24 protein-coding genes, 1 tRNA gene and 1 pseudogene are annotated in these 24,776 nt (G+C 60.6%); 16 read left to right on the forward strand and 10 right to left on the reverse strand.

What is annotated here, in order from left to right:
• Positions 1–2: 2 nt before the first annotated feature.
• The 6 genes from ACG9DO_RS03410 to ACG9DO_RS03435 form a co-directional block, all read right to left on the reverse strand.
• A complete protein-coding gene (locus tag ACG9DO_RS03410; protein WP_394730324.1) occupies positions 3–953 on the reverse strand; it encodes an alpha/beta hydrolase in 951 nt (316 codons plus the stop codon).
• 85 nt (positions 954–1,038) lie between these two features.
• Positions 1,039–2,763 (reverse strand): hypothetical protein, encoded by a 1,725-nt coding sequence (locus ACG9DO_RS03415; RefSeq protein ID WP_394730325.1) that lies wholly within the window; start codon positions 2,761–2,763, stop codon positions 1,039–1,041.
• 143 nt (positions 2,764–2,906) lie between these two features.
• Positions 2,907–3,392: a DUF2141 domain-containing protein gene (locus ACG9DO_RS03420; RefSeq protein ID WP_394730326.1), complete on the reverse strand. Its 486-nt coding sequence runs from the start codon at positions 3,390–3,392 to the stop codon at positions 2,907–2,909.
• Complete coding sequence (locus tag ACG9DO_RS03425; RefSeq protein ID WP_394731186.1) at positions 3,389–4,111, reverse strand: sterol desaturase family protein; 723 nt, start codon at positions 4,109–4,111, stop codon at positions 3,389–3,391. Before ACG9DO_RS03425 ends, ACG9DO_RS03420 begins: the two co-directional genes overlap by 4 nt.
• An 83-nt stretch (positions 4,112–4,194) precedes the next feature.
• Positions 4,195–4,728 carry an MmcB family DNA repair protein gene (locus tag ACG9DO_RS03430; RefSeq protein ID WP_394730327.1) on the reverse strand — a complete coding sequence of 178 codons (534 nt, stop codon included), beginning with the start codon at positions 4,726–4,728 and terminating at the stop codon, positions 4,195–4,197.
• 82 nt (positions 4,729–4,810) lie between these two features.
• Entirely contained in the window at positions 4,811–5,206 is a 396-nt protein-coding gene (locus tag ACG9DO_RS03435) for a hypothetical protein (RefSeq protein ID WP_394730328.1), read from the reverse strand.
• Positions 5,207–5,398: 192 nt separating this feature from the next.
• Here ACG9DO_RS03435 and ACG9DO_RS03440 point away from each other — a divergent pair.
• A tRNA-Arg gene (locus tag ACG9DO_RS03440) sits at positions 5,399–5,475 on the forward strand.
• A 33-nt stretch (positions 5,476–5,508) separates the two neighbouring features.
• Here ACG9DO_RS03440 and ACG9DO_RS03445 read toward each other — a convergent pair.
• The gene (locus ACG9DO_RS03445) at positions 5,509–6,375 is read right to left on the reverse strand and encodes a chemotaxis protein CheB (RefSeq protein WP_394730329.1); all 867 of its coding nucleotides are present in this window, start codon (positions 6,373–6,375) and stop codon (positions 5,509–5,511) included.
• Here ACG9DO_RS03445 and ACG9DO_RS03450 point away from each other — a divergent pair.
• From ACG9DO_RS03450 to ACG9DO_RS03510, 13 genes and pseudogenes are all read left to right on the forward strand, one after another.
• Positions 6,286–6,495 (forward strand): annotated as a pseudogene (locus tag ACG9DO_RS03450) (chemotaxis protein CheW); the annotation flags it as partial. The gene ACG9DO_RS03445 and the pseudogene ACG9DO_RS03450 overlap by 90 nt on opposite strands.
• Entirely contained in the window at positions 6,492–7,376 is an 885-nt protein-coding gene (locus ACG9DO_RS03455) for a CheR family methyltransferase (RefSeq protein WP_394730330.1), read from the forward strand. The pseudogene ACG9DO_RS03450 and the gene ACG9DO_RS03455, both read left to right, overlap by 4 nt.
• The gene (locus ACG9DO_RS03460) at positions 7,373–8,407 is read left to right on the forward strand and encodes a chemotaxis response regulator protein-glutamate methylesterase (RefSeq protein ID WP_394730331.1); all 1,035 of its coding nucleotides are present in this window, start codon (positions 7,373–7,375) and stop codon (positions 8,405–8,407) included. Before ACG9DO_RS03455 ends, ACG9DO_RS03460 begins: the two co-directional genes overlap by 4 nt.
• Positions 8,404–8,967, forward strand: a complete 564-nt coding sequence (locus tag ACG9DO_RS03465; RefSeq protein ID WP_394730332.1) for a chemotaxis protein CheD — start codon at positions 8,404–8,406, stop codon at positions 8,965–8,967. Before ACG9DO_RS03460 ends, ACG9DO_RS03465 begins: the two co-directional genes overlap by 4 nt.
• Positions 8,968–8,989: 22 nt before the next feature.
• Positions 8,990–9,361 carry a response regulator gene (locus ACG9DO_RS03470; RefSeq protein ID WP_394730333.1) on the forward strand — a complete coding sequence of 124 codons (372 nt, stop codon included), beginning with the start codon at positions 8,990–8,992 and terminating at the stop codon, positions 9,359–9,361.
• Between the two features lie 23 nt (positions 9,362–9,384).
• Positions 9,385–9,825: a chemotaxis protein CheW gene (locus tag ACG9DO_RS03475; protein WP_394730334.1), complete on the forward strand. Its 441-nt coding sequence runs from the start codon at positions 9,385–9,387 to the stop codon at positions 9,823–9,825.
• Positions 9,825–10,121 (forward strand): hypothetical protein, encoded by a 297-nt coding sequence (locus ACG9DO_RS03480; RefSeq protein ID WP_394730335.1) that lies wholly within the window; start codon positions 9,825–9,827, stop codon positions 10,119–10,121. Before ACG9DO_RS03475 ends, ACG9DO_RS03480 begins: the two co-directional genes overlap by 1 nt.
• Before the next feature lie 260 nt (positions 10,122–10,381).
• A complete protein-coding gene (locus tag ACG9DO_RS03485) occupies positions 10,382–13,126 on the forward strand; it encodes a TonB-dependent receptor (protein WP_394730336.1) in 2,745 nt (914 codons plus the stop codon).
• Positions 13,127–13,201: 75 nt separating this feature from the next.
• Complete coding sequence (locus ACG9DO_RS03490) at positions 13,202–14,089, forward strand: family 16 glycosylhydrolase (protein ID WP_394730337.1); 888 nt, start codon at positions 13,202–13,204, stop codon at positions 14,087–14,089.
• Between the two features lie 6 nt (positions 14,090–14,095).
• Positions 14,096–15,157, forward strand: coding sequence for a LacI family DNA-binding transcriptional regulator (locus tag ACG9DO_RS03495; RefSeq protein ID WP_394730338.1), 1,062 nt, complete (start codon positions 14,096–14,098; stop codon positions 15,155–15,157).
• Positions 15,158–15,170: 13 nt separating this feature from the next.
• Positions 15,171–16,376: an MFS transporter gene (locus ACG9DO_RS03500; protein ID WP_394730339.1), complete on the forward strand. Its 1,206-nt coding sequence runs from the start codon at positions 15,171–15,173 to the stop codon at positions 16,374–16,376.
• A 97-nt stretch (positions 16,377–16,473) separates the two neighbouring features.
• Positions 16,474–18,906, forward strand: coding sequence for a glycoside hydrolase family 3 protein (locus tag ACG9DO_RS03505; RefSeq protein WP_394730340.1), 2,433 nt, complete (start codon positions 16,474–16,476; stop codon positions 18,904–18,906).
• 79 nt (positions 18,907–18,985) lie between these two features.
• A complete protein-coding gene (locus tag ACG9DO_RS03510; protein ID WP_394730341.1) occupies positions 18,986–20,569 on the forward strand; it encodes a sodium/solute symporter in 1,584 nt (527 codons plus the stop codon).
• A gap of 82 nt (positions 20,570–20,651) precedes the next feature.
• Here the strand turns inward: ACG9DO_RS03510 and ACG9DO_RS03515 are convergent, their stop codons facing one another.
• Positions 20,652–21,860, reverse strand: coding sequence for a M20 family metallopeptidase (locus ACG9DO_RS03515; protein ID WP_394730342.1), 1,209 nt, complete (start codon positions 21,858–21,860; stop codon positions 20,652–20,654).
• Positions 21,861–21,992: 132 nt separating this feature from the next.
• Here ACG9DO_RS03515 and ACG9DO_RS03520 point away from each other — a divergent pair, with 132 nt between their 5' ends.
• Entirely contained in the window at positions 21,993–23,045 is a 1,053-nt protein-coding gene (locus tag ACG9DO_RS03520; RefSeq protein WP_394730343.1) for a diacylglycerol/lipid kinase family protein, read from the forward strand.
• A 40-nt stretch (positions 23,046–23,085) separates the two neighbouring features.
• Positions 23,086–23,985 carry a hypothetical protein gene (locus ACG9DO_RS03525; protein WP_394730344.1) on the forward strand — a complete coding sequence of 300 codons (900 nt, stop codon included), beginning with the start codon at positions 23,086–23,088 and terminating at the stop codon, positions 23,983–23,985.
• Positions 23,986–24,000: 15 nt separating this feature from the next.
• On the opposite strand, the gene ACG9DO_RS03530 is transcribed toward ACG9DO_RS03525, so the two are convergent.
• Both ACG9DO_RS03530 and ACG9DO_RS03535 read right to left on the reverse strand, forming a co-directional pair.
• The gene (locus ACG9DO_RS03530) at positions 24,001–24,537 is read right to left on the reverse strand and encodes a DUF2141 domain-containing protein (RefSeq protein WP_394730345.1); all 537 of its coding nucleotides are present in this window, start codon (positions 24,535–24,537) and stop codon (positions 24,001–24,003) included.
• Positions 24,537–24,770: a hypothetical protein gene (locus ACG9DO_RS03535; RefSeq protein ID WP_394730346.1), complete on the reverse strand. Its 234-nt coding sequence runs from the start codon at positions 24,768–24,770 to the stop codon at positions 24,537–24,539. The genes ACG9DO_RS03530 and ACG9DO_RS03535 overlap by 1 nt, the downstream gene beginning before the upstream one ends.
• Positions 24,771–24,776 lie beyond the last annotated feature (6 nt).

Consider the following 24,776-nt stretch of genomic DNA (forward strand, 5'->3'; position numbering starts at 1 on the left):
TTTTAGCGCGTTTGCGCCTGAACCGGAACTGAAGTCTGAGGGTTAGCAATGAATTGACGGATTACCTCGTGCACCTCCCCCTTGCGCCGCCATGGGCTTGCCAGTTGGAGCAGGGGGGCCGTGTGGTCCATGTCACTGAATGTCAGCAGCCGGACCTCGATGCCCGCCGCTTCCAGTCGGGTGGCCAGCGCGCGCGAGTTGCGCGGCTTTACGGTTGTATCTTGCTCGCCATGGATCAGCAGGAAGGGCGGCGCATGGCCGCCCACGAAATTCACTGGCTGGGTCGCCTGAGGGTCTGCAAACTGACCGAATGTCGCGCGGGTGCTGTCACTGTCAAACGGGAAGAAGTCATAAGGACCGGCAAGACCAATGACGCCCCTGACCGTTTCAGGCGGAACCGATTGGTGCTTCAGCCAGGAATGGTCGAGTGCCAGCATCGCGACATTATAGGCCCCGGCGGAATGCCCCATCAGGACGATGTGATCGGGATTACCGCCGTGTTGTGCGATGTTCTTGCGAATCCAGGCAAGCGCGGCTGCGCCATCTTCCAGCATCGCCGGAAAGCGCCCCTCCGGTCCCAAGCGATAACCGGCCATGACAGTGACGAAGCCATGCGGAGCGAGGCTGCGACCGACGAAACCATAGTCCTCTGGATCGCCGTCCTTCCAGCTGCCGCCATGCTGAAACACCAGAACCGGTAGTGCCGAGTGCGCTTTGACCTCGCGGTGGTGCAGGACGACCAGCTTCTGCGCAGGGTGCGCTCCGAACCGGACGGTCTCAAGCTGCCTGGTTTCCGCATCGCTTGCAGTGATCCAGTCCACGGTGTCGAGCACGGCAGGGCCGTTGCGGGCGATGGCAATCTGCAGCGCGACAAAGCCCGCCAGTGCCGCCGCAACAACCGCGGCCAGAATCCAGATCATGATGCGCAGGCCTCGGCTCTTGATAGCGAACATGACAGAGTCCGTAGCGCGCAGCCGGGAGTTCCCGCAAGAGGACAGATCAGGTCAGGGCCGCAATGGGTCAGCGAGCGAAGAGCTGTCAGCCGAGCAACTTGCGCGCCGCCCGTTCGACCAATGCGATGTCTTGCTCAATCTCGCCCAGCACTTCGATTTCGCCATCTTCTGTCCGGCGGATCATCACGAGGCCGAATTCCGGGCCATCGCTGGCCAGATCCACGAGATCGAGAGGCTCAAGCTTGCGCAGTTTCCGTGCGAGAGCCGTGCGGACCGCGTTCTTGGGCTCGACCGCCTTGCCGGCCTCTTCCTTGCGGCAGCGACGCTCTTCGCTGACGACACCTTTGAGCCCGCCTTCGGCCTGGCTCAGGAATCCGGCAAGCGCGCCGCGTTCGATCCCCACACGGTGGGCATGGCTCAGCACCGCTGCGTATTCGGTGAGCCGGGTCTTGTCGTAATCGGCTCCGAAGACAAGCTTGACGATCGGCGTCATCGGGGCGCGCTCCTGCACGCTAAGCCCGTTCTCCTCGATCAGTTCTGCATAATCTTCGGGTGCCTCTTCAGCGGCAAGCGACACATCGTAGGCACGGCTGACCGCAGCATAGAGCGCGGTACGGCTGCGGTCTTCGCAAGTTCTGGCTGTCTCGGCGAGTTCGCGTGCCGAGGCGAGGCAATCATACAGGCCGGCATCCTCATCGATCGGGGAGTTTTCCGCAGTGTCGTCGGCAAAATAGTCGCCGCCAGAGAGGTCAAGGGCATCGACTGCTTCGGCAAGCTCGAGGATATCGTCTGACATCTCGTCGTCCAGGCTTTGCTCTGGTTCGATGCCTTCCGGCTCGTCGCTGTCCTCAGCTTCAACCGACCAAGGCCGCTCGTCGCCCTCTTCGGCGAGATCTTCCAGGCCGAGTTCCAGCGCGTCCATCTTGGGCTTGGGCGGTGCGACGTGATCGGTCAAGGATGCGAAATCATAATTGGCTTCTGCTTCCTCATCCTCATCCTCGTCATCTTCAAGCGCGAGATGGCCAAAGTCGGGCTGCGGCAAGTCACCTTGCGACAGGTCGAGAGTCTGCTGAACCGCTCTTGCAGCGTCGGCTTCCTCCGCGTCGAAGCGCTCGTCCTGGTTCGCAGGGCCATCGGCCCAGCCATCGGTCAGTTCGAGCGGCAGAACCGGGGCATCTTCGGCCGCATCCTCGGCCGGATTCGGGGCGTGCCCGCCTTCCAGCGCATGGTCGATTTCCAGCAGCAATTCGTCGGCGGTCAGACGGTCGGCCATCTCTTTCCAGTTGATGACGCCGTAGATGAAATCGATCGTGTCGTCGTCGCTGGAAAACGGCAACAGAATGCCGCGATACATGATGGTGATACCGGAATCGTTGATGAATTCAGCCTCGAAGCCGATCGGCGCCTGATTGGCGAGAATTTGCATGTAGTGGTCGGTTATGCGGCTCAGCAATGAGCGGCTCGGAACATCCGACAATTGCCTTATCGCGCCCTGGGCGCCGCATTCTGCGGCCAATGTCTCTCCGAGGAACTGAATCGCGGGGTCCTCGATCCCTTTCGAGAAGTCGAGCAGAACGGAGTAGGGGCCAAAGTCATCGATATTGGCAGGGTCGAGATCTTCGATCGAAGGGAAGTTGCGCTCTCCCAGCAGGCTCGCCCAGTGGTTGTAGGCGCGCACCTGCATCCGGCGCTCGTCCTGGCCAATGGGAGACGGCGGAAGATCGTTCGCACCGTCATCATCGACGGTGTCGAATTCGACGGTATCATCGTAAAGATCATTCGTGTCGAATGGTCCGCGCAGCGTATCCATGGCTGGTTTTGCCCCCGCAAGTATAGTTCTTATGCGGGGTTCTGAACCACCATGGTAAACATAGCGTTAAGTCGGCGGCAAAACTTGTGCTCGCCTGCTGCCAGCACAGATCAGGGGCAGATCACAGGCAGATCAGGGGCAGGTCACAGCATGTAACGCATCTTGATGGTGAGCCTGGTTTCGACACCGTCAAAATCGAAGGCCGCGTCCTTGAAGCTTGGGGGACCCATCCGCACCGGCGCATCGCGCGAAAAGCCAAAGCCTTCCTTCGGCATCATGCCGAGCAAGGCGCGATCCGCTTTCCCATTGTCGTTCTCGTCATGGAGCAAGGCGACCGAATAGCGCCCGGGCTTCACATTCCTGAACGTCAGCGTGACCTTTTCACCAGCGTCAACAACCGTGCGATGCGATGCCGGATCTTCGCGGCAACGCGGGAAGATGTCGGGATTGGTGGTCATGCACGCCCTGACCACACCCTTGGTGTTGCGCAGTTCGGTGATCACGATCGTCACCTTGCCCAAGCCTGGGCCCGAGCCCGGCTCTGCCTGCACGGTCTGAGCGGAGCCGGGCACGGACAGGGCCAGCCCTGCCGACACGGCAAGCACACCCAACCCGGCGATCCGCCTCATATTGCAGACCTCTGAGCGAGTTTGGTCGAGAGCCCGCGATCGGTGCCGCAGAGCCTGTCCCAAATGCGAAAATAGAGCCCGTAATTGCATGTGTACTCTTCGTGATGCTTCTCGTGGTGGCTGGCCGTTATCACCCACTGGCCAAACCGCGAATGAACGAGCGCGCGCGGGAACAGCTCCCAACCCATGTGATTGGTCACGCCCATGATCGTCATGATCGACAGGACACTCATCAGCATGCTGACATGGATCGGCACAAGCAACACCAGGGCCGGGATAACCACGGCACCGCTCACCGCTTCGATCGGATGGAAATTCATCGCAGCCCATGCGGTTGGCGGCTTGCTTGAATGATGGACAGCATGCGCGCGGCGAAACCACTTGGGATCATGCAGCAGCCGGTGCGTCCAGTAAAACCAGGTGTCGTGCGCGAACAGATAGATCAGCAGTGACAGTGGCAGATACCACAAGGGAAAGTCGCTGACCGAGGTATAGACCCTGGTCCAGCCATGATTGTGCCAGCCCCAGGCCAGAATGCCTGCAGGAAGGCCGTAGATCGCGGCGGAAGCGAGCGACCAGCCGATCTCGCGCCGGATCTGCTTTTCCATGCCGCGGTAAAGTCCGGGCCGGGTGACCCGCGTCAACAGCGAGAAGAGACCGCTGCTGGCAAGATAGCGCGCGGCAATGACTGCGATCATTCCAACCACGCCCAGCGTCATGGTGATTGCAGTTGGTGCCGAAAGTTCCATCGCTGCTCTATGGTCGAAAGGTCTTAACAGAAGCAAGCGCAGATTCGGGTCTGTTATCCGCGAGAATAGGGACTGAGCTCCGCATTGCTCAACACCGAGTAGCGGCGCATGGCAGCCCGCGCGAGCCGCTCCACCTCCACTTTGCGGCGCGCAGCGGCGAGCGGTTCGAGCGGAGCCGGACGGATGATTTCCGCATCATACCCATCGGCAACGATCACGCCGCAGCTGCCGGGCTGATAATCCGCGCGGTCGAGCGGAGTGCGATCAAGTCCAGCTGCCAGCCCCCAGTAAAACCGGTCGCAATGCTCGAGGTAGTCCGGCCACTTGTTGTCACCAAGCAAATCGGCGCGGGCAGTCTTGATCTCGACAATGATAACATGACCCTTCGCATCGACCCCCATCATGTCGGCCCGTCGGCCGCCGCGCAAAGGCATTTCCGGCAGGCACCAGATGTCATTTCGGGCAAACAGCCGCATGATGCCGCGGGTTACCGCGACCGCGTCGATTGTGTCAGACGGGCTGGTAAAGGCAGCTTCTGTGTCAGGCGCGGGCGTCGAATCGGGGTTACGGGGCTGAGTGGCTGACATCTTGGCATGCTGGAACATAAGACGAACGTCGTCAAGCGCGAAAGGCCCCCTGCAAACGCATCGCGGATCTTTGAGGTGGGCCTCAGTCGGTTTCGGTTTGAGCCACGACTGCCTTCGGAGCGAGGCTGAGCAGGCCTTCGCGCGCATGGTAGAATTCGCGCCAAAGCGCCAGCGCCGGTGCGGTGACGTCGTGGCCGCGCGCTTCGATCGCCTGCAGCGCCGTGAGGCCCGGTTGCAGCATGGCATCGATGTCTTCCAGCGCCTGTTCCGCAAGCTCGCGGTGCCAGGGTGCGGCATCGACAATCGCGTCCGGGAAATTTGCTATCCGGCCCTCAAACGGTTCGCTTGCGAGCTGCGCTTTTAACGCGATCAGCTGACCGAGCGTGTGCAGTTCGCGCCAGCGCTTGGAAAGCGGGCGACGTTCTGCGAGCGCTTCGCGCATGGCTTTGAGCTGTTCCGGGGATTCGATCGCGGTCATGACAGGGATAGGGTTAAGCGCGATTCACTTACCGAAAGACTAACGCTTGGACCGTGGAGGGGCCGGGACCGTTGCAAGGCAAGTATGTTTGCGAAAGCCCTTTTTTATTGGCAGGCTGCGGCGCGCTTTGCTAAGCGGCGCGCGCGCTGAGGCGTGGAAGGGAACTGCGAGCCCCTTTTTCCAAGCCTGCAAGCACCCGTAGCTCAGCTGGATAGAGCGCTGCCCTCCGAAGGCAGAGGTCACAGGTTCGAATCCTGTCGGGTGCGCCAGTTTTTCTGCTGTCTAGCCCCGCGGGTCGAAACTCAGGTCGCCTGTGTGAGCTCCAGGATCTTCGCGGCCAGATCGTTCGCGGATAGCGGCTGTCCACCAACCCCCTGAGCCTTGGCAGCGTCAATGCGCTGCGGCTTTCCGCCCATCGATACCTGCTGGAGCAAGACTTCCCGCCCCTGGTCGCTCAGCATCTTGACGCCGCGCGCACCATCTTCGCCATCGCCTTCGAGCATGCCTGCCACACACTGGACATCGCTACGGGCCAGCGCTCCCATCAGCAGATCTGCTGAGGGCCGGAAGCCGCCAACCGGATCGCGCTCCACCATGCGAATGACGGGATTTTGTGCATCTTCGATCAGGATATGGCGATCGCCAGCGCCAGCGAGATAGACCGTCCCCGGGACCAGCAGTTGATCAGCGCAGGCGACTTCGACCGAACAAGCGGCGTAGGAGCCAGCCTTGTGCTTGAAGGCCTGAGCGTCTGCCATGCTGCAATCGGTCAGGACCAGGGTCGGAGGGCAGTTGGCCGGCAGGGCGGCCAGCACCTGCCGCAAGGTATCGAGACATGCCGCGCCGCCTGCCAGAACCACAACCGAATTGCCCGGGGTGTAGCTGCCAGAAGTGGAGCCAGAACCATTCGCCGCGCTGCCGACTTCGCCATTGGCCGCACGCACAACGATGTCACCCAGCTTCGCGACGCTTTCCGCAAACGCTTCAGGAGACGCGTTCAGAGGCTTGGGGAAGCAATCGACCGCGCCGAGCGCAAGCGCCTTTTGTGCAGTCCCGGTGCCTGATTGCGTAATGCTCGAGAGCATGACCACGGGCAGGTTGCCTTGCTGGTCGATGTGATCGCGGATCAGCGCCAGTTCGTTATCAAGAGCCTTGAAACCCATTACCATTCCGTCCCTGGCATCGCAGGTGCGACCATCCTGGGCGATGGACGCGTCGCGCTCATTGTCGATGTTGACCACATGGTGACTTCGGCTCGGCACCCACTGCCGGAAGAGGTTGCAGTATGACGCTGGTCCTCAAGTCAGGCGAAGAGCGTGCCGGCGGGATCATTCCTGGCGTCAGTCCTCAGGTCTATTCCGCCGATGATTTTGCCCATATCGCTGCACTCGCGCATCGAGAGGCTGGAATCGTGCTCGACGACAGCAAGCGCATGCTGGTCTATTCCCGTATCGCGCCGCTGGTGCGAAAGTCCGGTTGTACGAGTTTCGCCGAGCTGCGGGCCTTGTTGCACAATGATGCGAGGCTTGCCGCAACCGTGCTGGCTGCGCTGACGACCAACCACACGTATTTCCACCGCGAATCGCACCACTTTGACTACCTGGCCGATCACCTGCGAGACGAGTTGATCGCGCGCCTCAACTCTGGCGATGCGATCCGCATCTGGTCTGCAGGATGCTCCAGCGGCGAAGAGATCTGGAATATCATGATGGTCCTGCTTGGGCCGGATCGGCGCGAAGGGCGCACTCTGGCCAATGCCAACCTGCTCGCGTTGGCAACAGACCTTGCCCCCCACGCGCTCGCCAAGGCGGAGGCTGGGTCCTATCCGGCTGAATCGCTCAAGGATCTCGATCCAGCGCTTGTCGCCAACTGGTGCGAGCAGGACGGACAGGACCTCAGGATCGGGCCCGAGGCGCGCAAATGCGTCCGCTTTCGGCAGCTCAATCTGCTCCATGAATGGCCGATGTCCGGCCAGTTCGACATCATCTTCTGCCGCAATGTGATGATCTATTTTGACCAGCCGACCAAGGATCGCCTGGTGCGTCGCTTTGCCGAGCGACTGAAGCCGGGCGGCTATCTTTTCATCGGCCATTCCGAGCGCATCAATTCGGATGCGGTTGCCATGCTCGATACGCTCGGCCCCACGATCTACCGAAGGAAAGAGCGATGAGTATCTCTGTCCTGATCGTGGATGACTCGCGGTTTATCCAGCGCGTGCTTGATGCGCGCCTCTCGCGGGAGAGCGATATCGAAGTCGTCGGCTATGCCTGTGATGCTCAGGAAGCTCGCAAGATGATGCGCGCGCTCGACCCCGATGTCGTCACGCTGGACGTGGAAATGCCGGGCATGGATGGCCTGTCCTTTCTGCAGAAGATCATGGAGCTGCGTCCAACACCGGTGATCATTGTCTCGGGCTCGACGCAGGCCGGTACGGCGACCACGGCAAAGGCACTGCAGCTCGGCGCGGTCAGCTGCTACGCGAAGGATGCCAGCAATGGCGGACTGCCCGATGATGACGGCGGCGAGCTGGCCAATCTTGTGCGTGCAGCCGCGCAGGTCACGTTCGGACAACCGCAAGAGCGGAACTCGCTTTCCACCAGTTTCACTGCGCGCCTACCCGCAGTGCGGCCTGAACTCATCGTGCTGGGGTCGTCGACTGGGGGCGTCGAGGCCTTGCGGCAGATCCTGCCGCAATTGCCAGCGCACTGCCCACCCACTGTGGTGGTGCAGCACATCAATGCCAGTTTTGCGTCCGCGATCGCGCAGTCGCTGAATGACCTGTGTCAGGCCAAGATGGTTCTTGCTGAAAACCTCACCATGCTCCAGCCTGGGCATATCTATCTTGCCCCAGGCGATGAACGTCACCTGCGGGTCGCGCGCTGCGAGAATGGCGGCATCCGGCTGAGTCTGCGTTCGGGCGAACCCATTTCCGGTCACCGCCCGAGCGTCGATGCGCTGTTTCATTCTGCGGCTTCGGAGTTTGGCAGCAAGGTGCTCGGCGCCTTGCTCACCGGCATGGGTCAGGACGGCGCGGCTGGTCTTCTGGCGATGAAACATGCTGGTGCCGTGACAATCGCGCAGGATGCGCAAAGCAGCGTCGTTTTCGGCATGCCGCGAGCGGCGATCGAGATGGGGGCGGCGCAGTGTGTGCTCCCTCTCACTGAAATTTCGAACCACCTTGCCAGGGTAAGCAGCCTATGACCGCCCTTACCATCCTCGATCATCCCTTCGCGCAAGGCATGAGACGGATCACTGTGATCCAGGGGCAGGCACTTGCCTCGGGCGACCCACAGGTTGAATTCAACACGGTGCTCGGCAGCTGTGTTGCAACCTGCCTGTTTGACCCTCGCGCCCGGATCGGCGGAATGAACCATTTTCTGCTTGCGGAACCCGCGCACACCAACACTCCGGGAAGGGTGGACGAGCATTTCGGCGCCTTTCTGATGGAACTCCTAATCAACCAGATGCTGGCGCAAGGAGCCAGCAAGCAGCGGATGCGCGCGCGGCTTTTCGGCGGAGCCAACATGTCTGCCCGGTTTGCCCGGATTGGCTCAGCAAACGCCAGATTCGCGCGCGAGGTTCTTACGCGTGAGGGGATCGAGCTGGTCGATGCAGACCTCGAAGGTAGCAGCGCCAGGCGGGTCAGGTTCAGACCGGAGTCCGGCCTGGTCCGCTGTACGAAGACAGAGGCAGCCGAAGCCCCATCTGTCACACCTCAAGTGCCGCAGAGCTCAGCACGCGGCGATGTGGAACTGTTTTGAGAGACTTTCGGAGAATTGGAAGATGGAACGCACTATTCGCATTTTGACAGTCGACGACAGTCCCAGCATGCGCGCTCTGTTGCTGCATGCGCTGTCCGCAGAAGGGTTCGAAGTGGCGCAGGCTGAAGACGGGCAAGACGCTCTGGTGTGGCTTGCCTCCAACGAAGTTGACCTGGTCATTACCGATATCAACATGCCGCGGCTGGACGGCTTTGGCCTGATTGAACAGCTGCGCGCGGGCAGCCGCCATGCGGATCGCCCGATTCTCGTTCTGACAACCGAAAGCTCGGAGGAAAAGAAGAAGCGCGCGCGTGATGCGGGTGCGACAGGCTGGATTGTCAAACCATTTGACGCGCAGAAACTGGCGACGGCCGTGCGCCGGGTCATGCACTGATTGCGCGAGAGAGGAAACCGCCCATGCAACGTGAATTGATAACTTTCCAGGTCGGCGGCCAGCTCTTTGGCCTCGACATCATGTCGATCCTCGAGATCCGTGCCTGGTCGCCGGTCACCAAGCTGCCCAAGACTCCGGAATTCATGGCCGGCGTGGTGAACCTTCGCGGTATTGTGGTGCCCGTATTCGACCTGTCCCAGCGGCTTGGGTGGGATGCTACCGATGCGACGCCGCGAAATCCCATCATCGTAAGCGAGTGGGATGGGCAGGCGCGTGGCCTGATCGTGGATAGCGTCGAGGATATAGTCTCGGTCGACACCGCCAAGCTGCAGCGGCCCGATGCGATCTCGGATGAGCCGATTTCAGCCTACATCGAAGGGCTGGTCCCGATCGGCGAAAACATGGTGGCGGTGATCGACCTGGGCAAATTGCTCCATGACAATGCAATGCTGGAAGCCGCTTGATGGCGCAGGACGTCCCCGCCGAGCTGCGCCACGCGATCGCCGCGTCGCTGAAGGAAACCGCGCATCTGATCGAAAGTCTGGGTACGCAGCTCTGCGCGGACCCGCATGTGGTGGCAGAGTTCCTGGACTGCCTGCAATCGATCGACCTTGCGACGCAGACCCTGCGCTGCAACGCAGCTGTGCTCGTTGCAGATTGTCCGGTTAGCGCGGCCAGGGAGGTCAAGCTCCAGAAACTGACGTCTCTGCTATGTGCTGCCTTGCTGGAGAATGCGGGCGAGCGGCCCTTGGCCGGCTAGGCGGGTTCCGCTGTTGAGCGCAGGGAGCAGGACTGTCCCGAACCAGGCATTTGCGTAAAAGACACACCTTCCAGCAAACCGTAATGTGAACGTTCATATCGCCTCTTGAGAACGCTCACAATTTTGGCTATGTCGTGAATCGCACAAGGGCACAATGGCCCTGATCGAGTGCGTGGGAGGATAAATTGGCATTCAACAGAACACGCGCGCCTTCGCGGCGCTTCTTGGCGCTCAGCACGGCTTCGGGTCTTGCGTTGAGCATGGTCATGGCAGCCCCGGCAACGGCGCAGGATGCTCCGGCGGACGAGGCTGAGGAAGTCAACGAGCAGAGCGATAACACGATCGTTGTCACGGCCGATCGCCGCGAGCAGAACCTCCAGGATTACGCGGGTACCGCTGCCGTATTCCAGGGCGACGATCTGCGCGCGCGCGGCATTCAGGACATCACCGATTTCAACGACGAGCTGCCCGGCCTGACGGTCGCGAACAATGGCGGCAATGTCGAGATCTGGATCCGCGGTGTTGGCTCATCCAACAACACCGAGCTGGGCGACCCTGCCGCAGCGTTCCACTATGACGGCGTGTATGTCCCGCGTCCTTCGGGCATCGGTTCTGCCTTTTTCGACATCGAACGCGTGGAAGTGAACATCGGCCCGCAGGGCACTCTGCGTGGCCGTAACGCCATGGCTGGCTCCGTCAACGCGATTGCTTGGAAGCCTGGCATCGGCATCTGGGATGCCGAAGTTGAAGTTGGCTACGGCAATTACGACCACAAGGAAGCGCGCGGCATGATCAACGTGCCGATCGGCGACAATGCAGCCTTTCGCTTGAGCGGCATGTATCTCGCGCATGACAGCTACTACAACAATGTCGGCCCGATCCAGAACGTGGACGTGGCCGAGGCAGAAGACAACAAGGCCTTCCGCGCGCAATTGCTGTGGGAGCCGACAGATCGCCTCTCAATCCTGCTGGCAGGCGACTACATTCACGAAGAGGGCACGGGCTACACTGGGACGAACTACGCAAACCCGCTTGGGCAGAACATCAACCCAGAAGATATTGAGGACCCGCGCGATGTGATCGCGAACGCTTTCACTCCGGTTCTCGACACCAAACATTATGGCCTTCGCGCGACACTCACTTACGAGGCCGACCCGTTTACGGTTGAGTTCACGTCAAGCTATCGGGATTTGCTCTATAACTACGATGCAAACACTCCGTTGACTGCGGCTTACGATGGCGTGATCGAGGTGCTCTCTTGCATTAATCCTGTGGACGGCGCTTGCGACTTTGGCGCTCAGGTTTCGACTCCCGAGGCTGTGCTGAACCAGAATCTCGATAACTTCTCGCGCTTTCAATTCATCACCGACTCCGAGAGTTATTTCAACGAACTGCGCATCTTCAATTCGGAAGGCCCGCTCATCTGGTCGCTGGGCGGGATGTATTTCAAGGAAGAGCAATACGCATTCCTCGCCTCAACCGGCGACCGCGGCCTGTTCTTCCAGGGCATCGAGTTCAACAATCCTGATGTGAATGCGGAAAGCTGGGCGCTTTACGGCGATGCAACCTGGGAAGTAAGCGACAAGTTTCGTGTCACGGCGGGCATTCGTTACACCGATGACGAAAAGAGTCGTCGCGGCGTTGCGGCACGCTACGGCCTCGCTCTGGGTGACGGCAATTTCAACTGCTGCGGCGGCGTACGCTACGGCACGGAAGGATTCGAATTTGCCGGCCGGGATCGGACGATCTTTGATCCGGACACAGACGGGGATGGCATCATTACAGAAGCCGAGATTTTCGAATTCCAGCTTGATGGCGTGCGTCAATTCGGTTTGCGGGACAATCTCGACGACATCCTGTTGAACGGACCACAGGGATTCTACGCAAATCCGAATCCACCTAACGGTGACGGCGCGATTTTGACGACACCCTGCATCGATACGATTCTCGAAGATGCATGGACATGCGAAGGCTTTACCAATGACCCCAACTGGGCCGGAGGCTTCTTCCCCGGAAACCCGGGCGTCTATACCTATGCAGTGCCTTTCACAGACCAGATCTGGATCCAGGAAGGCGAGATCGCAGACAGCTTCGTCGATTGGCGCTTGCGTCTTGAATACGACATCACGCCGGACAATCTGGTCTACGCGCTGGTTGCAAGCGGCCACAAGTCGGGGACGTTTAACGACAACCTCGGTACAAACGGCTTCCTGCCTACTACCAGCACGGAGAACGTCATCCTTTACGAACTCGGCACCAAGAACGAGTTCTGGCTGGGTGATATTCGTGCCAAGCTGAATGGCTCTGCTTTCTACAATGACTACAAGGATCAGGCGTTCAGCGCGCTCCTTTCTGTGGAGACGGTTGCGGCGTTTGAGCTGGAACAGGGTGAAGTCGTCGAAGTTGGCGACGACGTGTCGCTGGCGCTGGTAGTTGGCTACACCTTCAATGCCGCCGACTCCGAAATCTACGGCGCAAACATCGAAGGCGGCCTTGAATTCCCGGGCAACATCAACTGGGACTTCAACGCGCTCTGGCTGGAAGCCAAGATCAACGAGGCAGTGCCTATTCCAGACTCGCGCTTCCAGGCTGATGTCGAGCCGGTTCCGTTCCGTGACATTTCGGGCAAGCGCCTGCCGCGCACACCGCGCTGGCAGTTCAACACATCGCTCTCGCAGAAGCTCGAAGTGGGCAGCGGTGAGCTCGACTGGGTGGTCTCCGCCGGTTATCGCTCGGATACGTTCCAGACGATCTTCAATTCCGAAGATTACGAGCAGCCAGAAAATCCGCGCCTTCGTCTCAATGACGTGGTCAAGGGCTACTGGACCTTCGACCTTGGCGCTGGCTACACCCATGGCGATGACGGCAAGCTCCGCTTTGAAGTCTACGCCAACAACGTGACCAACAAGCAGAAGGAAGCGGCGATCATTATCACGCAATTTGATAATACTCGCTTCTTCACGCGCCCACGCACCTTCGGTGCCCGGATGCGGGTGAGCTTCTAAGCCACACTGAGACAAGGGCGGCGAGGCAACTTGCCGCCCTTTTCTTATGAGCCGTGAAGAATTAGGCTTTTGAACATGTTCGACTTGAAAGTTTCGCTCGCTCTTGCAGGAGCGGCTGCAGCAACGCTTGTTCCATTGGCGCATAGCTATGCGCAGGACATGCCCTCGCAGGAGACGCCGCGCCCACACAAGGCGCCGGCCGGATATGAGCTCGTCTTTGCCGATGAGTTCAGCGCTGGCGAGATGCCTGACCCTGCAAAGTGGACCTATGATACCCATCGCAACGCGGAAGGCTGGTACAATAACGAGCTGCAATATTATGCGGCCAACCGCAGCGAAAATGCCCGGATCGAAGATGGCCGCCTGATCATCGAAGCGCGCCGCGATGGCGCCAGCGTTGCTGACGCAACTGACTATGGCGGGCAGGAATACACGTCTGCGCGGCTGATCACTCAAGCCAAGGCCGCATGGACCTACGGCTTTTACGAAATTCGTGCGAAATTGCCTTGCGGGCGAGGAACCTGGCCTGCGATCTGGATGCTGCCGGAAGACCCGGATGTGGTCTGGCCTGAAGGCGGCGAAATCGATATCATGGAGCACGTCGGCTACGAGCCGAATGTGATCCATAATTCGGTTCACACGAAGGCTTTCAATTTCAGCAAGGGCACGCAGCAAACGACCAGCCATACGGTTGAGACAGCGTGCACACAGTTCCATGATTACCAATTGCTCTGGACACCGGAATCGCTGCTGTTCGGTGTGGATGGCACGCCGAAATTCGCTTTCAAGAAGCTGCGGTCCAACAAATCGCGCTGGCCGTTTGACGAACCCATGCATTTGATCCTCAACATTGCCGTCGGGGGCGACTGGGGCGGACGCAAGGGTATCGACCAAAATGCCTTGCCGCAGCGTATGGAAATCGACCATGTGCGCGTCTACCAGAAGCCTTTGAGCGCGGAGTAATAGTTCATGGCGAGGCGGCGCCAGGCAATCACTATCAAACATGTGGCCGAAGATGCAGGGGTTTCCCTGCAGACTGTCAGCCGCGTGATCAATAACGAGCCCAATGTGCGCCCTGCCATGAAGGAGCGGGTTCAAAGCTCGATCGACCGGCTCGGCTATGTGCCGTCGATTGCCGCGCAGCGAATGAGCGGTTCCCGCTCTTACCTTCTGCTTGCCCTCAATGATCGCGAGCGCACGCTTGCCGATTGGCGCGAGCGGCTCGGGACGGACTGGGTCGACCAGATGCTGCTCGGCGGGATGCTGGCCTGCGACAAGCACGGCTATCGCATGATGGTGGAACTGGTCGACACTCATAGCGATCATGTCGAGCGCGAGCTCAAGGCGGCGATTGCGGCGCTGCAGCCAGATGGCGTTATCCTCACGCCTCCGCACTCGGAAAACCCGCTGATCACCAATTTGCTCGCCAGGGCCGGCATTCCTTTTGCGCGCATAGGATCGCGCGAGGAGGGTCCGGGCATCCGCATGACGATGGATGACGAAGGCAATGCCAGGCTTGCGACAGAGCATCTGATTGCGCTCGGCCACAAGCGCATCGGCTTTATCGCAGGGCCGGACGAATATTCGCTCTCCGGATGGCGTATCGATGGCTGGAGCGCTGCAATGGAGGAGGCTGGGCTCCCGACCGAGGAACTGTGCGAGAAGGGTGACTTCGGGTTTGAGTCCGGCGCGCGGGCGGCGCGGACATTGCTCACCCGGTTTGACCGACCCACTGCAATCATCGCGTCAAGCGATCAGATGGCGCTGGCCACGCTGCAGGTCGCTGGCGACATGGGGCTCGCCGTGCCGGACGATCTGTCGCTGATCAGTTTCGACAACACGCCGATTGTGAGGTTCACGTTTCCGAAGCTCACGGCCGTCGACCAGCCCATCGCGGAGACCAGCGCGAGGGCTGCTGAACTCCTCATCCAGGCGCATAAGAAGCCGCTCCCGACGGAGATCGTCAACGTGCCCGGCGCGCTGGTGGAACGTGGTTCGACTGGCCCTGCCCCCGGTAAGGGCGGCATGTGATCGCTCCGGCTGCATGACGCCTGGGGCACAGGAGCGTAGCGAGCGCCAGCCGCTGTGGTTCCTGCTGCTGCTGGCCTTGGCGGCGGCAGGCGGTGCTGTCGCCTATGTCCCGTTTCTCACAGTGCTGTTGCCGGTTCGTGTGCGCGATCTCGCCGGGGATCAGGCGGTGGATGTCCTGGCTTACGCCACCTTCGCAGGAGCTTTCATAGCCAGCCTCGCCAATATCGCATTCGGCTGGGCGAGCGACGTTACGCGCAACAGGCGCGGATGGATTGCAACGGGGATGATCGTGTCCGGTGCGCTGCTGGTCAGTGTTCGGTGGGCTGACACTGTTCCGCAGTTGGTCGCGGTGATCATGGCCTGGCAGTTTGGTCTCAATATGCTGCTTGCACCGATCCTTGCCTGGGGCGGAGACTGCGTACCGGATGAACAGAAGGGGTTGCTCGGCGGCTTGCTCGCGTTTGCACCTGCCATTGGAGCATTGTCCGGCGCGCTAGTGACCATTCCGGGCCTGTTCGATCCGGATTCGAGGCTCGTCGTTGTCGCTGGTCTGGTGATCCTGATGGTCAGTCCGGCTTTGCTCTTTGGCAAGGGCCGGCGCTTGCCGCTCCTGATGGAGCCGAGCATTGCCCGCTCACCCGCAGCAGGAACGCCTCTCGCCCCGCAGTCTCCGGTTCGCCGGATGTGGACAGCCCGGCTTGCAGTCCAGATCGCGGAAGCAGGGCTTTTTGCGTTCCTTGTGTTCTGGTTGAGCTCGCTTGATATTGGACTCGATGAAAGCGATTCCGCGCGCCTGTTCAGCATAGTCCTTGTGATTTCCGTGCCGCTCGCATTGCTTGCCGGGAGGTGGTCCGACAAGGCGGACCGCCCGTTCATCCCCCTTGCAATCGCCGCTGCCATTTCCGCACTTGGGCTTCTCTCAATGGCGCTCGCCCCGAACGCGCAGCTCGCGATCGCCGGATATATGGTTTTTGGCATCGCTTCGATGATCTTTCTTGCGCTGCATTCGAGCCAGACGCTGCGTGTCCTTCCACGGCCGCAGACACGTGGCCGTGACCTTGGGGTCTTCAACCTCACCAATACCATGCCATCCATGATCGTCCCCTGGCTGGCTGTGAGCCTTGTCCCTGTCTTTGGCTTCGAAGCGCTGTTTCTTGTGCTGGCGGGACTGTCCCTCCTGGCGGCAGTTCTGGTGGGCTCCATGATCCCGCGCAGATAGCGACTTGCATTGCCTCCCAAAGCATGGCAAATCCGCCATTGATAACGTTCTCAAGAAGAATTTTGAGCGTCGTTATCGGTGGGGAGGGAGAGAATTAATGCGTGCTGGTTTGCGTCTGTCTGTGGCGCTTTATGCGGTGGCCACTGGTCTGGCTGGATGCGCCACGACGCCCTCTCAAGGGATCGTTGCGGCCAGTGTAGCGCCAGCGGGCGAGAGCCTCAGCCAGGAAGACAGGATCGTTGCCGATCTCGTCTCACGCATGAGCCTGGAGCGCAAGGTCGCCCAGTTGATTCAGCCGCAGATCAATTCCTTCACTGCCGAAGACATGGAGCGCTATCGCTTTGGCAGCTATCTCAATGGCGGCAATGGCGGCCCATACGGCGATGAATTTGCACCTCCATCGGAATGGCTGCGCCTTGCCGACGAGATGTATGACGCATCGACCAGGCCGCTCCCCAATGGTGAACCTGCCATTCCTGTCATCTGGGGCACAGATGCGGTTCACGGCCACTCCAATATCGTTGGCGCAACGCTCTTTCCGCACAATATCGCGCTTGGCGCGACCCGCGATGCAGACCTCGTCCGGCGGATCGGCCATGCGACGGCAATGGAGATCGAAGTCACCGGCATAGACTGGAACTTCTCACCTACAGTTGCGGTGGCCCGCGATGATCGCTGGGGCCGCACCTATGAAAGCTATTCCGAAGATCCAGATCTGGTCGCAAAGCTTGGTGCTGCACTCGTCGAAGGGCAGCAAGGCACCGCGGGCAGCGACGACTACCTCGGCGACACTCGGGTCATTGCAACCGCCAAGCACTTCTTTGGAGATGGCGGTACGGAAAACGGGGTCGACCAGGGCGATGTGAACGGCGATATCGATACCTTGCTTGCACTGCATGGTCGCCCTTATCCTGCGGCGATCGATGCGGGCGTCGAAGCGATCATGGCCAGCTTCAATTCGATCAATGGCCGCAAGATGCACGGCAACAAGGACCTCCTCACCGACGTGCTTCGCGGCCAGATGGGCTTTGACGGTCTCGTCGTGGGTGACTGGAACGGTCACGGCCAGATCAAGGGCTGCACTGTCACGGATTGCCCGCAATCCCTGCTGGCGGGTCTCGACATCTATATGGTGCCCGATGACTGGAAGGCACTGATGGACAGCCTCATTGCGCAGGTCAAGGACGGCACCATTCCTATGGCGCGCATTGACGAAGCGGTTACGCGAGTCCTTCGGGTCAAATATCGCGCCGGGCTCTTAGGCGAAAACGCCAGGCGCCCATCCGAACGCGGTGTTGCGGGACAGTACGAGCTGCTTGCCTCGCCTGAACACCGCGCGCTGGCGCGTGAGGCAGTGGCGAAGTCGCAGGTGCTGCTCAAGAACAACGGCGTGTTGCCCGTGAAGGCGGGCGCGAATGTGCTGGTTGCGGGGACTGCGGCTGATGATGTGGGGCAAGCCTCCGGTGGGTGGACGCTCGAATGGCAGGGCGGCCGCAAAGACCAGCTCCCGCGCGAACGCTTCCCCAGGGCCAGCAGCATTTGGGACGGCGTCCGTGAGAATGTCGCAGCTGGCGGCGGGACCGCCACCCTGTCCGAAGACGGCTCATTCGAGACGCGCCCTGATGTCGCAATCGTGGTTTTCGGCGAGCGCCCCTATGCGGAGTTCGCTGGCGACCAGCGCGATCTGGTGTTTCGCGATAAGGAAGGCCTTGAACTGCTCAAGTCGTTCAGAGAACAGGGTATTCCAACAGTTGCGGTGTTCCTGTCGGGCCGCCCCATGTGGATGAACCGCGAGCTTAACGCCGCTGATGCCTTTGTCGCGTCCTGGCTGCCGGGCAGCGAAGGCGCGGGCGTTGCAGATGTGCTGACCGGCAAGATGCCTGCGACTGGCAAGCTGTCTTTCTCCTGGCCCGCAACATGCGAAGGCAAGCCGCTCAACGGCCCTGAAGGCGCGCTGTTCGCGTTCGGATACGGCCGCTCGCTCAGCGATACCTATGCCTTGCCGCAGCTCAGCGAAGAGTGCGCTGCGCTCGACGTGGTCGAAGGCGCAGACATGTTTGAAGCCGGCCGGCTCGGTTCGGGCGTGAGCGCCTTTGTCGGACGTCTCGATGGTGCTGGCTTTGAAGAGCTGATGCCGCAAATGCGCGGCGACATGAATGGCTCGGGTGTTCTGGCCCGCGGCTATGACCGCGACGCGCAGGAAGATTCGCGCGAGATTACCATGCGCGCAGGCTCCTACTTCGGTCTGGAGCAATCGAACGACACTGGCGGTGCGTACCGCATAGCCTATGAAGTTGTGACGCGCCCGACCGGCCCAATTGGCATTCGATTTGGCGATGGTGACCCGATTGATGTCACGGCACAATTCGAGCTGGCGCACGCCAAGGGCTGGCGCGAGATGGTGCTGACTGCAGATTGTGTCAGCGAACTCGCACCCCGGATCGCGTTCGAGTCCGGCGGTGACGTCACGTTTCGCATTTCGAGCATGCGACGCGAGGAAATGGCGGAGGGTACATCCTGCGCATTCTGACCGCGCTGGACGATGAATATGGGACTAGAGGTTGAATGGCACAGGAGGCCATCATGACCTCATTGGGAGGGGAAAATCCGTGACGCTTGAAACGATCGATATCGTCATCATCGCAGGCTATGCGATCGCGCTGTTAGGCATCGCTCTGTTCGTCAGCCGGGAGCCTGCAGGCCATGCCAAGAACACAGAGGATTACTTCCTCGCTGGCCGCGCGCTGCCGTGGTGGGCCATTGGTGCCTCGCTGATTGCGTCCAATATCTCTGCAGAGCAGATCATCGGCCAGTCGGGCCAGGGCTATGCCGTTGGGATCGCGATTGCAGCCTATGAATGGCAAGCCGCGATTGTCCTGATCATCGTTGCGAAATACTTCCTGCCGATTTTCCTGAAGCGCAAGATCTACACCATGCCGCAGTTCCTCGATCAGCGGTACGGACACGGCGTCAAGACGCTCATGAGTGTCTTCTGGGTCGCGCTCTACACAGCGGTCAACCTCACCACCGTTCTCTGGCTCGGCGGGCTTGCGGTGACATCGCTAACGGGTTGGAGCGTGATGACCGCGATGGCAGCTCTCGCCGGTTTCGCAGCGCTTTATTCGCTGTATGGCGGGCTCAAGGCGGTCGCGCTGACGGATATCATCCAGGTCGTGATCCTGATTCTCGGCGGCTTTGCGATCACCTGGATTGCTTTGGACGCGCTGCCAGCAGATGGCGCGCTGGGTGGTCTTAGCTTCCTGATGCAGGAAATGCCGGGCCATTTCGAGATGATCCTGGATGAAAGCAACCCGGCCTATTCCGATCTGCCGGGTATCTGGACGCTTCTAGGCGGTCTCTGGGTCCTGCACTTCAGCTATTGGGGCTTCAACCAGTACATCATCCAGCGCGCGCTGGGCGCAGAGAACCTGGGCGAAGCGCAGAAGGGCCTTGCCTTTGCTGCTTTCCTCAAAGTGCTGGTCCCATTCATCGTGGTTATTCCGGGCATCGCTGCCGTGATCCTTGCGCAGCAGGGCTTGCTTGATGGCGCGGCGCTGGCTGAGAAATCGGACCGCACCTATGGCGAGTTGATGAGCTTTGCGCCGGCGGGTCTGCGCGGCCTCGTGTTCGCGGCGCTGATCGCAGCCGTAGTCAGCTCTCTGGCGAGCATGATGAACTCGATCTCGACCATCTTCACCATGGACCTCTACAAGAGCTGGAGGCCCGCTCAGCCTGAGCAGCATTATGTGATGGTGGGTCGCCTTGCTGCTTTTGCCGCCATGGTGATTGCGCTGTTCCTCGCGCGTCCTTTCATTGGCGGCTTCGAAAGCGGCTTCCAGACGGTTCAGGAATATACCGGTTTCATCGCGCCGGGGATTGTGGTCGTCTTTCTGCTCGGCTTTTTCGACAGGAAGATGAATGCGGTCGGTGCCTTCACCGCGCTGCTCGGGTCACTCGCGGTCAATATCGCGCTGAAGTTTGGCATGCCCGACGTGCCCTTCATCATCCGCATCTGGGGCGTGTTTGTGCTGACGATCATCGCCGCTGCAGTCGTCTCGCGCATGACAGCTCCACCAGCAGAAGAGCAGACCGTCAAGCTCGGCGATATTGCCTTCGCCACGACGATGCTGTTCAACACGCTGGCGATGCTGACGGTTGCGATCCTCGTCGGGCTTTACGTCTGGCTGTGGTAGGGTAACGCGAAAGCGAGCTTGGGGGAGCTTGCTTGACGCGAACTGGCCGGGCCTGCCCCTTTGCGGCGGGTCCGGCCTTTATTCATGCGAAACCTTCTGCGAGGAATTTCAGCGCGCAGCCTGCCAGCACCGCAGTGCCGCGCGGCAAAGCATTTTCGTCGACATGCATGCGCGGTGAGTGGATTGCACAGCATGCGGTCCAATCGCTCCCCTCTTGCGCTACGCCAAGGAAGAACATTGCGCCGGGCACTTTCTCCAGCACGTAGGAGAAATCTTCGGCGCCCATGATCGGATCAGGCATGTCAAGCCAGGCGCCTTCCCCGCCGATCTGCTTTGCCACGGCACTGCCTATCGCGACCGCGCGCGCATCGCAGACCGTGACAGGGAAGCCCAAACGCAGCTCGACTTCGGCTTCCAGTCCGTAAGCAGCGGCGGTTTGTTTCGCGGTTTCCTCGATCAGCCTGTGCACCTTTTGGCGATGCTCCGGGCTCAAGGTGCGCATGGTCCCGCCGAGTTTCACATCGTCGGCGATGACATTGTGCGCGGTCCCGGCATGGATCTTCGTGACCGTTACGATAACAGGATCGGCGGCCTTGAAGCGCCTTGTCACCATCGCCTGGATCGCGCCAACGATCGCGGCTGCGCCCGGAACCGGATCGACACAGTCATGCGGCATGCTGGCGTGACCGCCCTGCCCTTTCACCGTGATGTTAAACTCGTCAGCTGCGGCGAGCAGCGGCCCCGCGCGCCCGCCGAGGACGCCAAAAGGCGCATTGGGCATGATGTGCAGGGCAAAGGCTGCATCGGGCAGCGGGTCGATCAAGCCGTCATCCAGCATGTGGCGGGCACCGTGGAAGCCCTCTTCGCCTGGCTGGAACATGAAGTCGACGGTACCTGCGAAGCTGCCGCGCTCGGCGCAGAGCAGCTGTGCTGCGCCCGCCAGCATTGCGGTATGGGTGTCATGTCCGCAGGCATGCATCCGGCCAGGAATGGTCGAAGCGAATTCAAGATTTGTCTTCTCGTCCATCGGCAGTGCGTCCATGTCACCGCGCAACAAGACACGGCGATCTGCCCCCGGTCCCGTTCCGGTCCCGACCAGCGTCGCCACTGCGCCCGTGCAGGACGGGCCTTCGCGCCATTCCAGCGGTAGTCCTGCAAGTGCGGCCTTGACCTTGGCGAGCGTCTTGGGCGTTTCCAGGCCAAGTTCGGGCTCTTTGTGAATGGCGCGGCGCAGCGAGACAATGTTGTCGCTGAGCGAGCGGGCGGAATCGAGCAGGTCTTGAGTCAGCATGATGCGATGTTAGCGCCGCTTTTCGCGCGCTCAAGCGGTTTTGCATATGCGCCACAGCTCAACCGGGTTGTCGCACTCCCTTGGAGAAATGCCTAGGAGACGAGCGACAAATGGGGTTAAGGCACTTAAACCATGTCGTCCTCAGTCCACGAATTCAGCCATTTGCCACGCTCTGACCATGCGGTTGCGGCGGAGAAAGGCATGGGTGCGCCGGAAGTCCTGGCCGCGGGACGCGGGGACGAGCCATGTGTCGGAGTGATTTACAACCCGCGCAGCCATCGCAATCGCGGGCAAGATTTGGATTGCGGCACGAGCCCGCATATCTTTGTCGCTCAGCCCGGCAATCGCGACCAGTTGCCTGCGGCGCTGAAGGATTTTGCGGAGCGCAAGGTTGATTTGCTGATCATCAATGGTGGCGATGGTACGGTGCGCGATGTCTTGACCAGCGGCCAGGCCATTTTTGGCGACAACTGGCCTGCAATAGCGGTACTCCCCAAAGGCAAGACCAACGCGCTGACCGTCGACCTCGACGCGCCGTCTGACTGGTCGATCCCTGCAGCTGTTGCGGCCTTTCGTGATGGCCGCCGCATCGTCCGGGCGCCTATGGTGATCCAGCCAACTGTCGATCCGGATGCGTGTGTTCTGGGATTCATCCTGGGCGCGGGTGCGTTCACGCTGGGCACGCAGGCCGGGCAAAGCGCACACAAACTCGGCGCGTTCAACAGCCTTGCGGTTGGCGTGACCGCCGCCTGGGGGGTGTTGCAGGCAGTATTCGGCTCTCGCCAGAATCCCTGGCGGCGCGGCGTCGAGATGGAGCTGCATCTCAAACCCGGCGGCGCGGCGCTGGCGCATAGCGGTCAAGGCGATCCCAAGCGGCGGCAGCTGCTGTTCGCTTCGACGCTCGAGCGGATGCCGGCGGGGATCAAGCCATTCGGACACTTGCAGAAAGGCCTCAAGCTTGCTGTTCTGGACCAGATTACGCGCCGCACCACGGCGCTGCTCCCGTTCATCGTTGCGGGCTGGACGCCGAAGGACTTGCGCGAGCGCGGCTTTCACCGTGTCGTCGCTTCAGGCTTCACGATGGAACTCGATGAGCCTTTCATTCTGGACGGTGAGGCCTTCCCTGCAGGCCGCTATGAAGTAAGCACCGGGCCTGAGCTCAGTTTCGTCGCCCCGCCAGCCTGAATGCTTCGATTGCGGGCTTGTTGATGCAGGGGCTCATGCGATGAACGCGCTGGAACACCGGATTGCAGAGCGGCTGGCCGCGCCTATCGACAGGCAGGTCGCTGCGTTCGGACGCGCTCTGGCGCAGGAAGCTGGCGCGATTGCGGTGCTGTTTTACGGCTCCAATCTGCGTACCGGCTCGCTCGAAGGGGTTCTCGACTTCTATCTTTTGCTGCCTGGCGCACAGAAAGAGCGGATCTGGCCGCGCGTTTCCTATCACGAGCGGAGCGGCGAGGACGGCATCACGCTTCGCGCTAAGGTCGCGACCATGTCGCTCAAGCGCTTTCATGAGGCCGCTGCGGGACAGCGGCTCGACACTACTATCTGGGCGCGTTTTGTCCAGCCGAGCGGGCTAGTGTGGGTGGTGGCTGAAGAGGTCAGGGGGCAAGTGATCACTGCGATCGGTGCGGCGGCCCAGACCGCCTCGCGCCTCGCGGCGGTGCTTGGCCCGAAGCAAGGGCAGGCCGAGGACTTCTGGCGCGCTCTGTTCCGCGCGACCTACAGCGCAGAGTTCCGGGTCGAGAAGACGGGCCGCGAAAACGACATCCTGTCAGTGAACGAGGAGCATTTTGACGGGCTCTTGCCGCTGGCCTGGGATGCAGCGGGGATCGACTATGATCGCAGCGACAAAAATCTCGCGCCAAGGCTCGATTCAAGCGAATGTCAAAAGATTGACAATTGGTGGAATCGGCGTCGCCGGATGGGAAAACTGCTCAATGTCACGCGCCTGTTGAAGGCGAGCACAACCTTCGAGGGTGCAGGGCGTTATGCCGCCTGGAAGATCGAGCGTCATACCGGCGTGCCGGTGAAAGTGACCCCGTTTCGCGAGAAACATCCGGTGCTGGCAGCGCCTGCGGTGCTGTTCAAAGTATGGCGGGAGAAGCGCAAGCGCGGGGAGTAGGGTGCTCGCCTTTGCTCACATATATTTCATCTCAATCGTGATCTGCTTGACTTCGCGGCCGACAGAAAACGCTGTCTTCTTGTAGCTCGGCTTGCCAAGGTTGAAGATGTTGATCGACGGGTTGTTCGACATCGCGCCGCCATCCTGGCTGATGTCGGTCTTGCCATTACCGTTGGCATCGTGCCTCACGGCAATCCCGTATGTCCCTTCAGCCGGTAGCGGCATGCAGAACACCATCCGGCCCGCGCGTGCGGGGGCTTCGATACGGTTGAGCCAACGCCCTTTCTCAAGCCAGTCATCTCGTGTCCCGCGATAGCTTTGCACGCGGATCATGCCTTCCGCGCTCCTGATGCCGGTGACAGTCACGCGCACGGCAGGGCCGCCGCCGGGGGCGCACGCCCGCATGTTGTTGCTGATCGTGTTGCGATATTCGCTAGCGCCCTGAGCGTGCGCGGGCGACTGCACGAGTCCGGAAAGCGCAAGGGCACTGCCGAGCAGGGCGAGAGCTGTCGCGGGCAATGTCAGACGTGATCGCTTTGTGAAAACAGCCATTATCCGGTCAATACCTTGAGGAAACTCACTCTCGCGAGAAGGCGAAAGCAGGGAAGAATGCCGTCTATATGAGGCTGGACGGCTGAATTCACGCTGAATTCAAGCTTTTCGCGCCGTTCAGCGAAGGATTTCTGCTCTTTCCGGCAAAGAAGCCCGCGAGCGACGTGGATAAGCACCGCTTCCCGCTTGTTCGCGAGTCGCGCGCCACGTAATTCATTGAGCGCCTGCAGCATCCTGGT

It is taken from the genome of Altererythrobacter sp. GH1-8 (assembly GCF_043702085.1).
Classification (GTDB): domain Bacteria; phylum Pseudomonadota; class Alphaproteobacteria; order Sphingomonadales; family Sphingomonadaceae; genus Erythrobacter.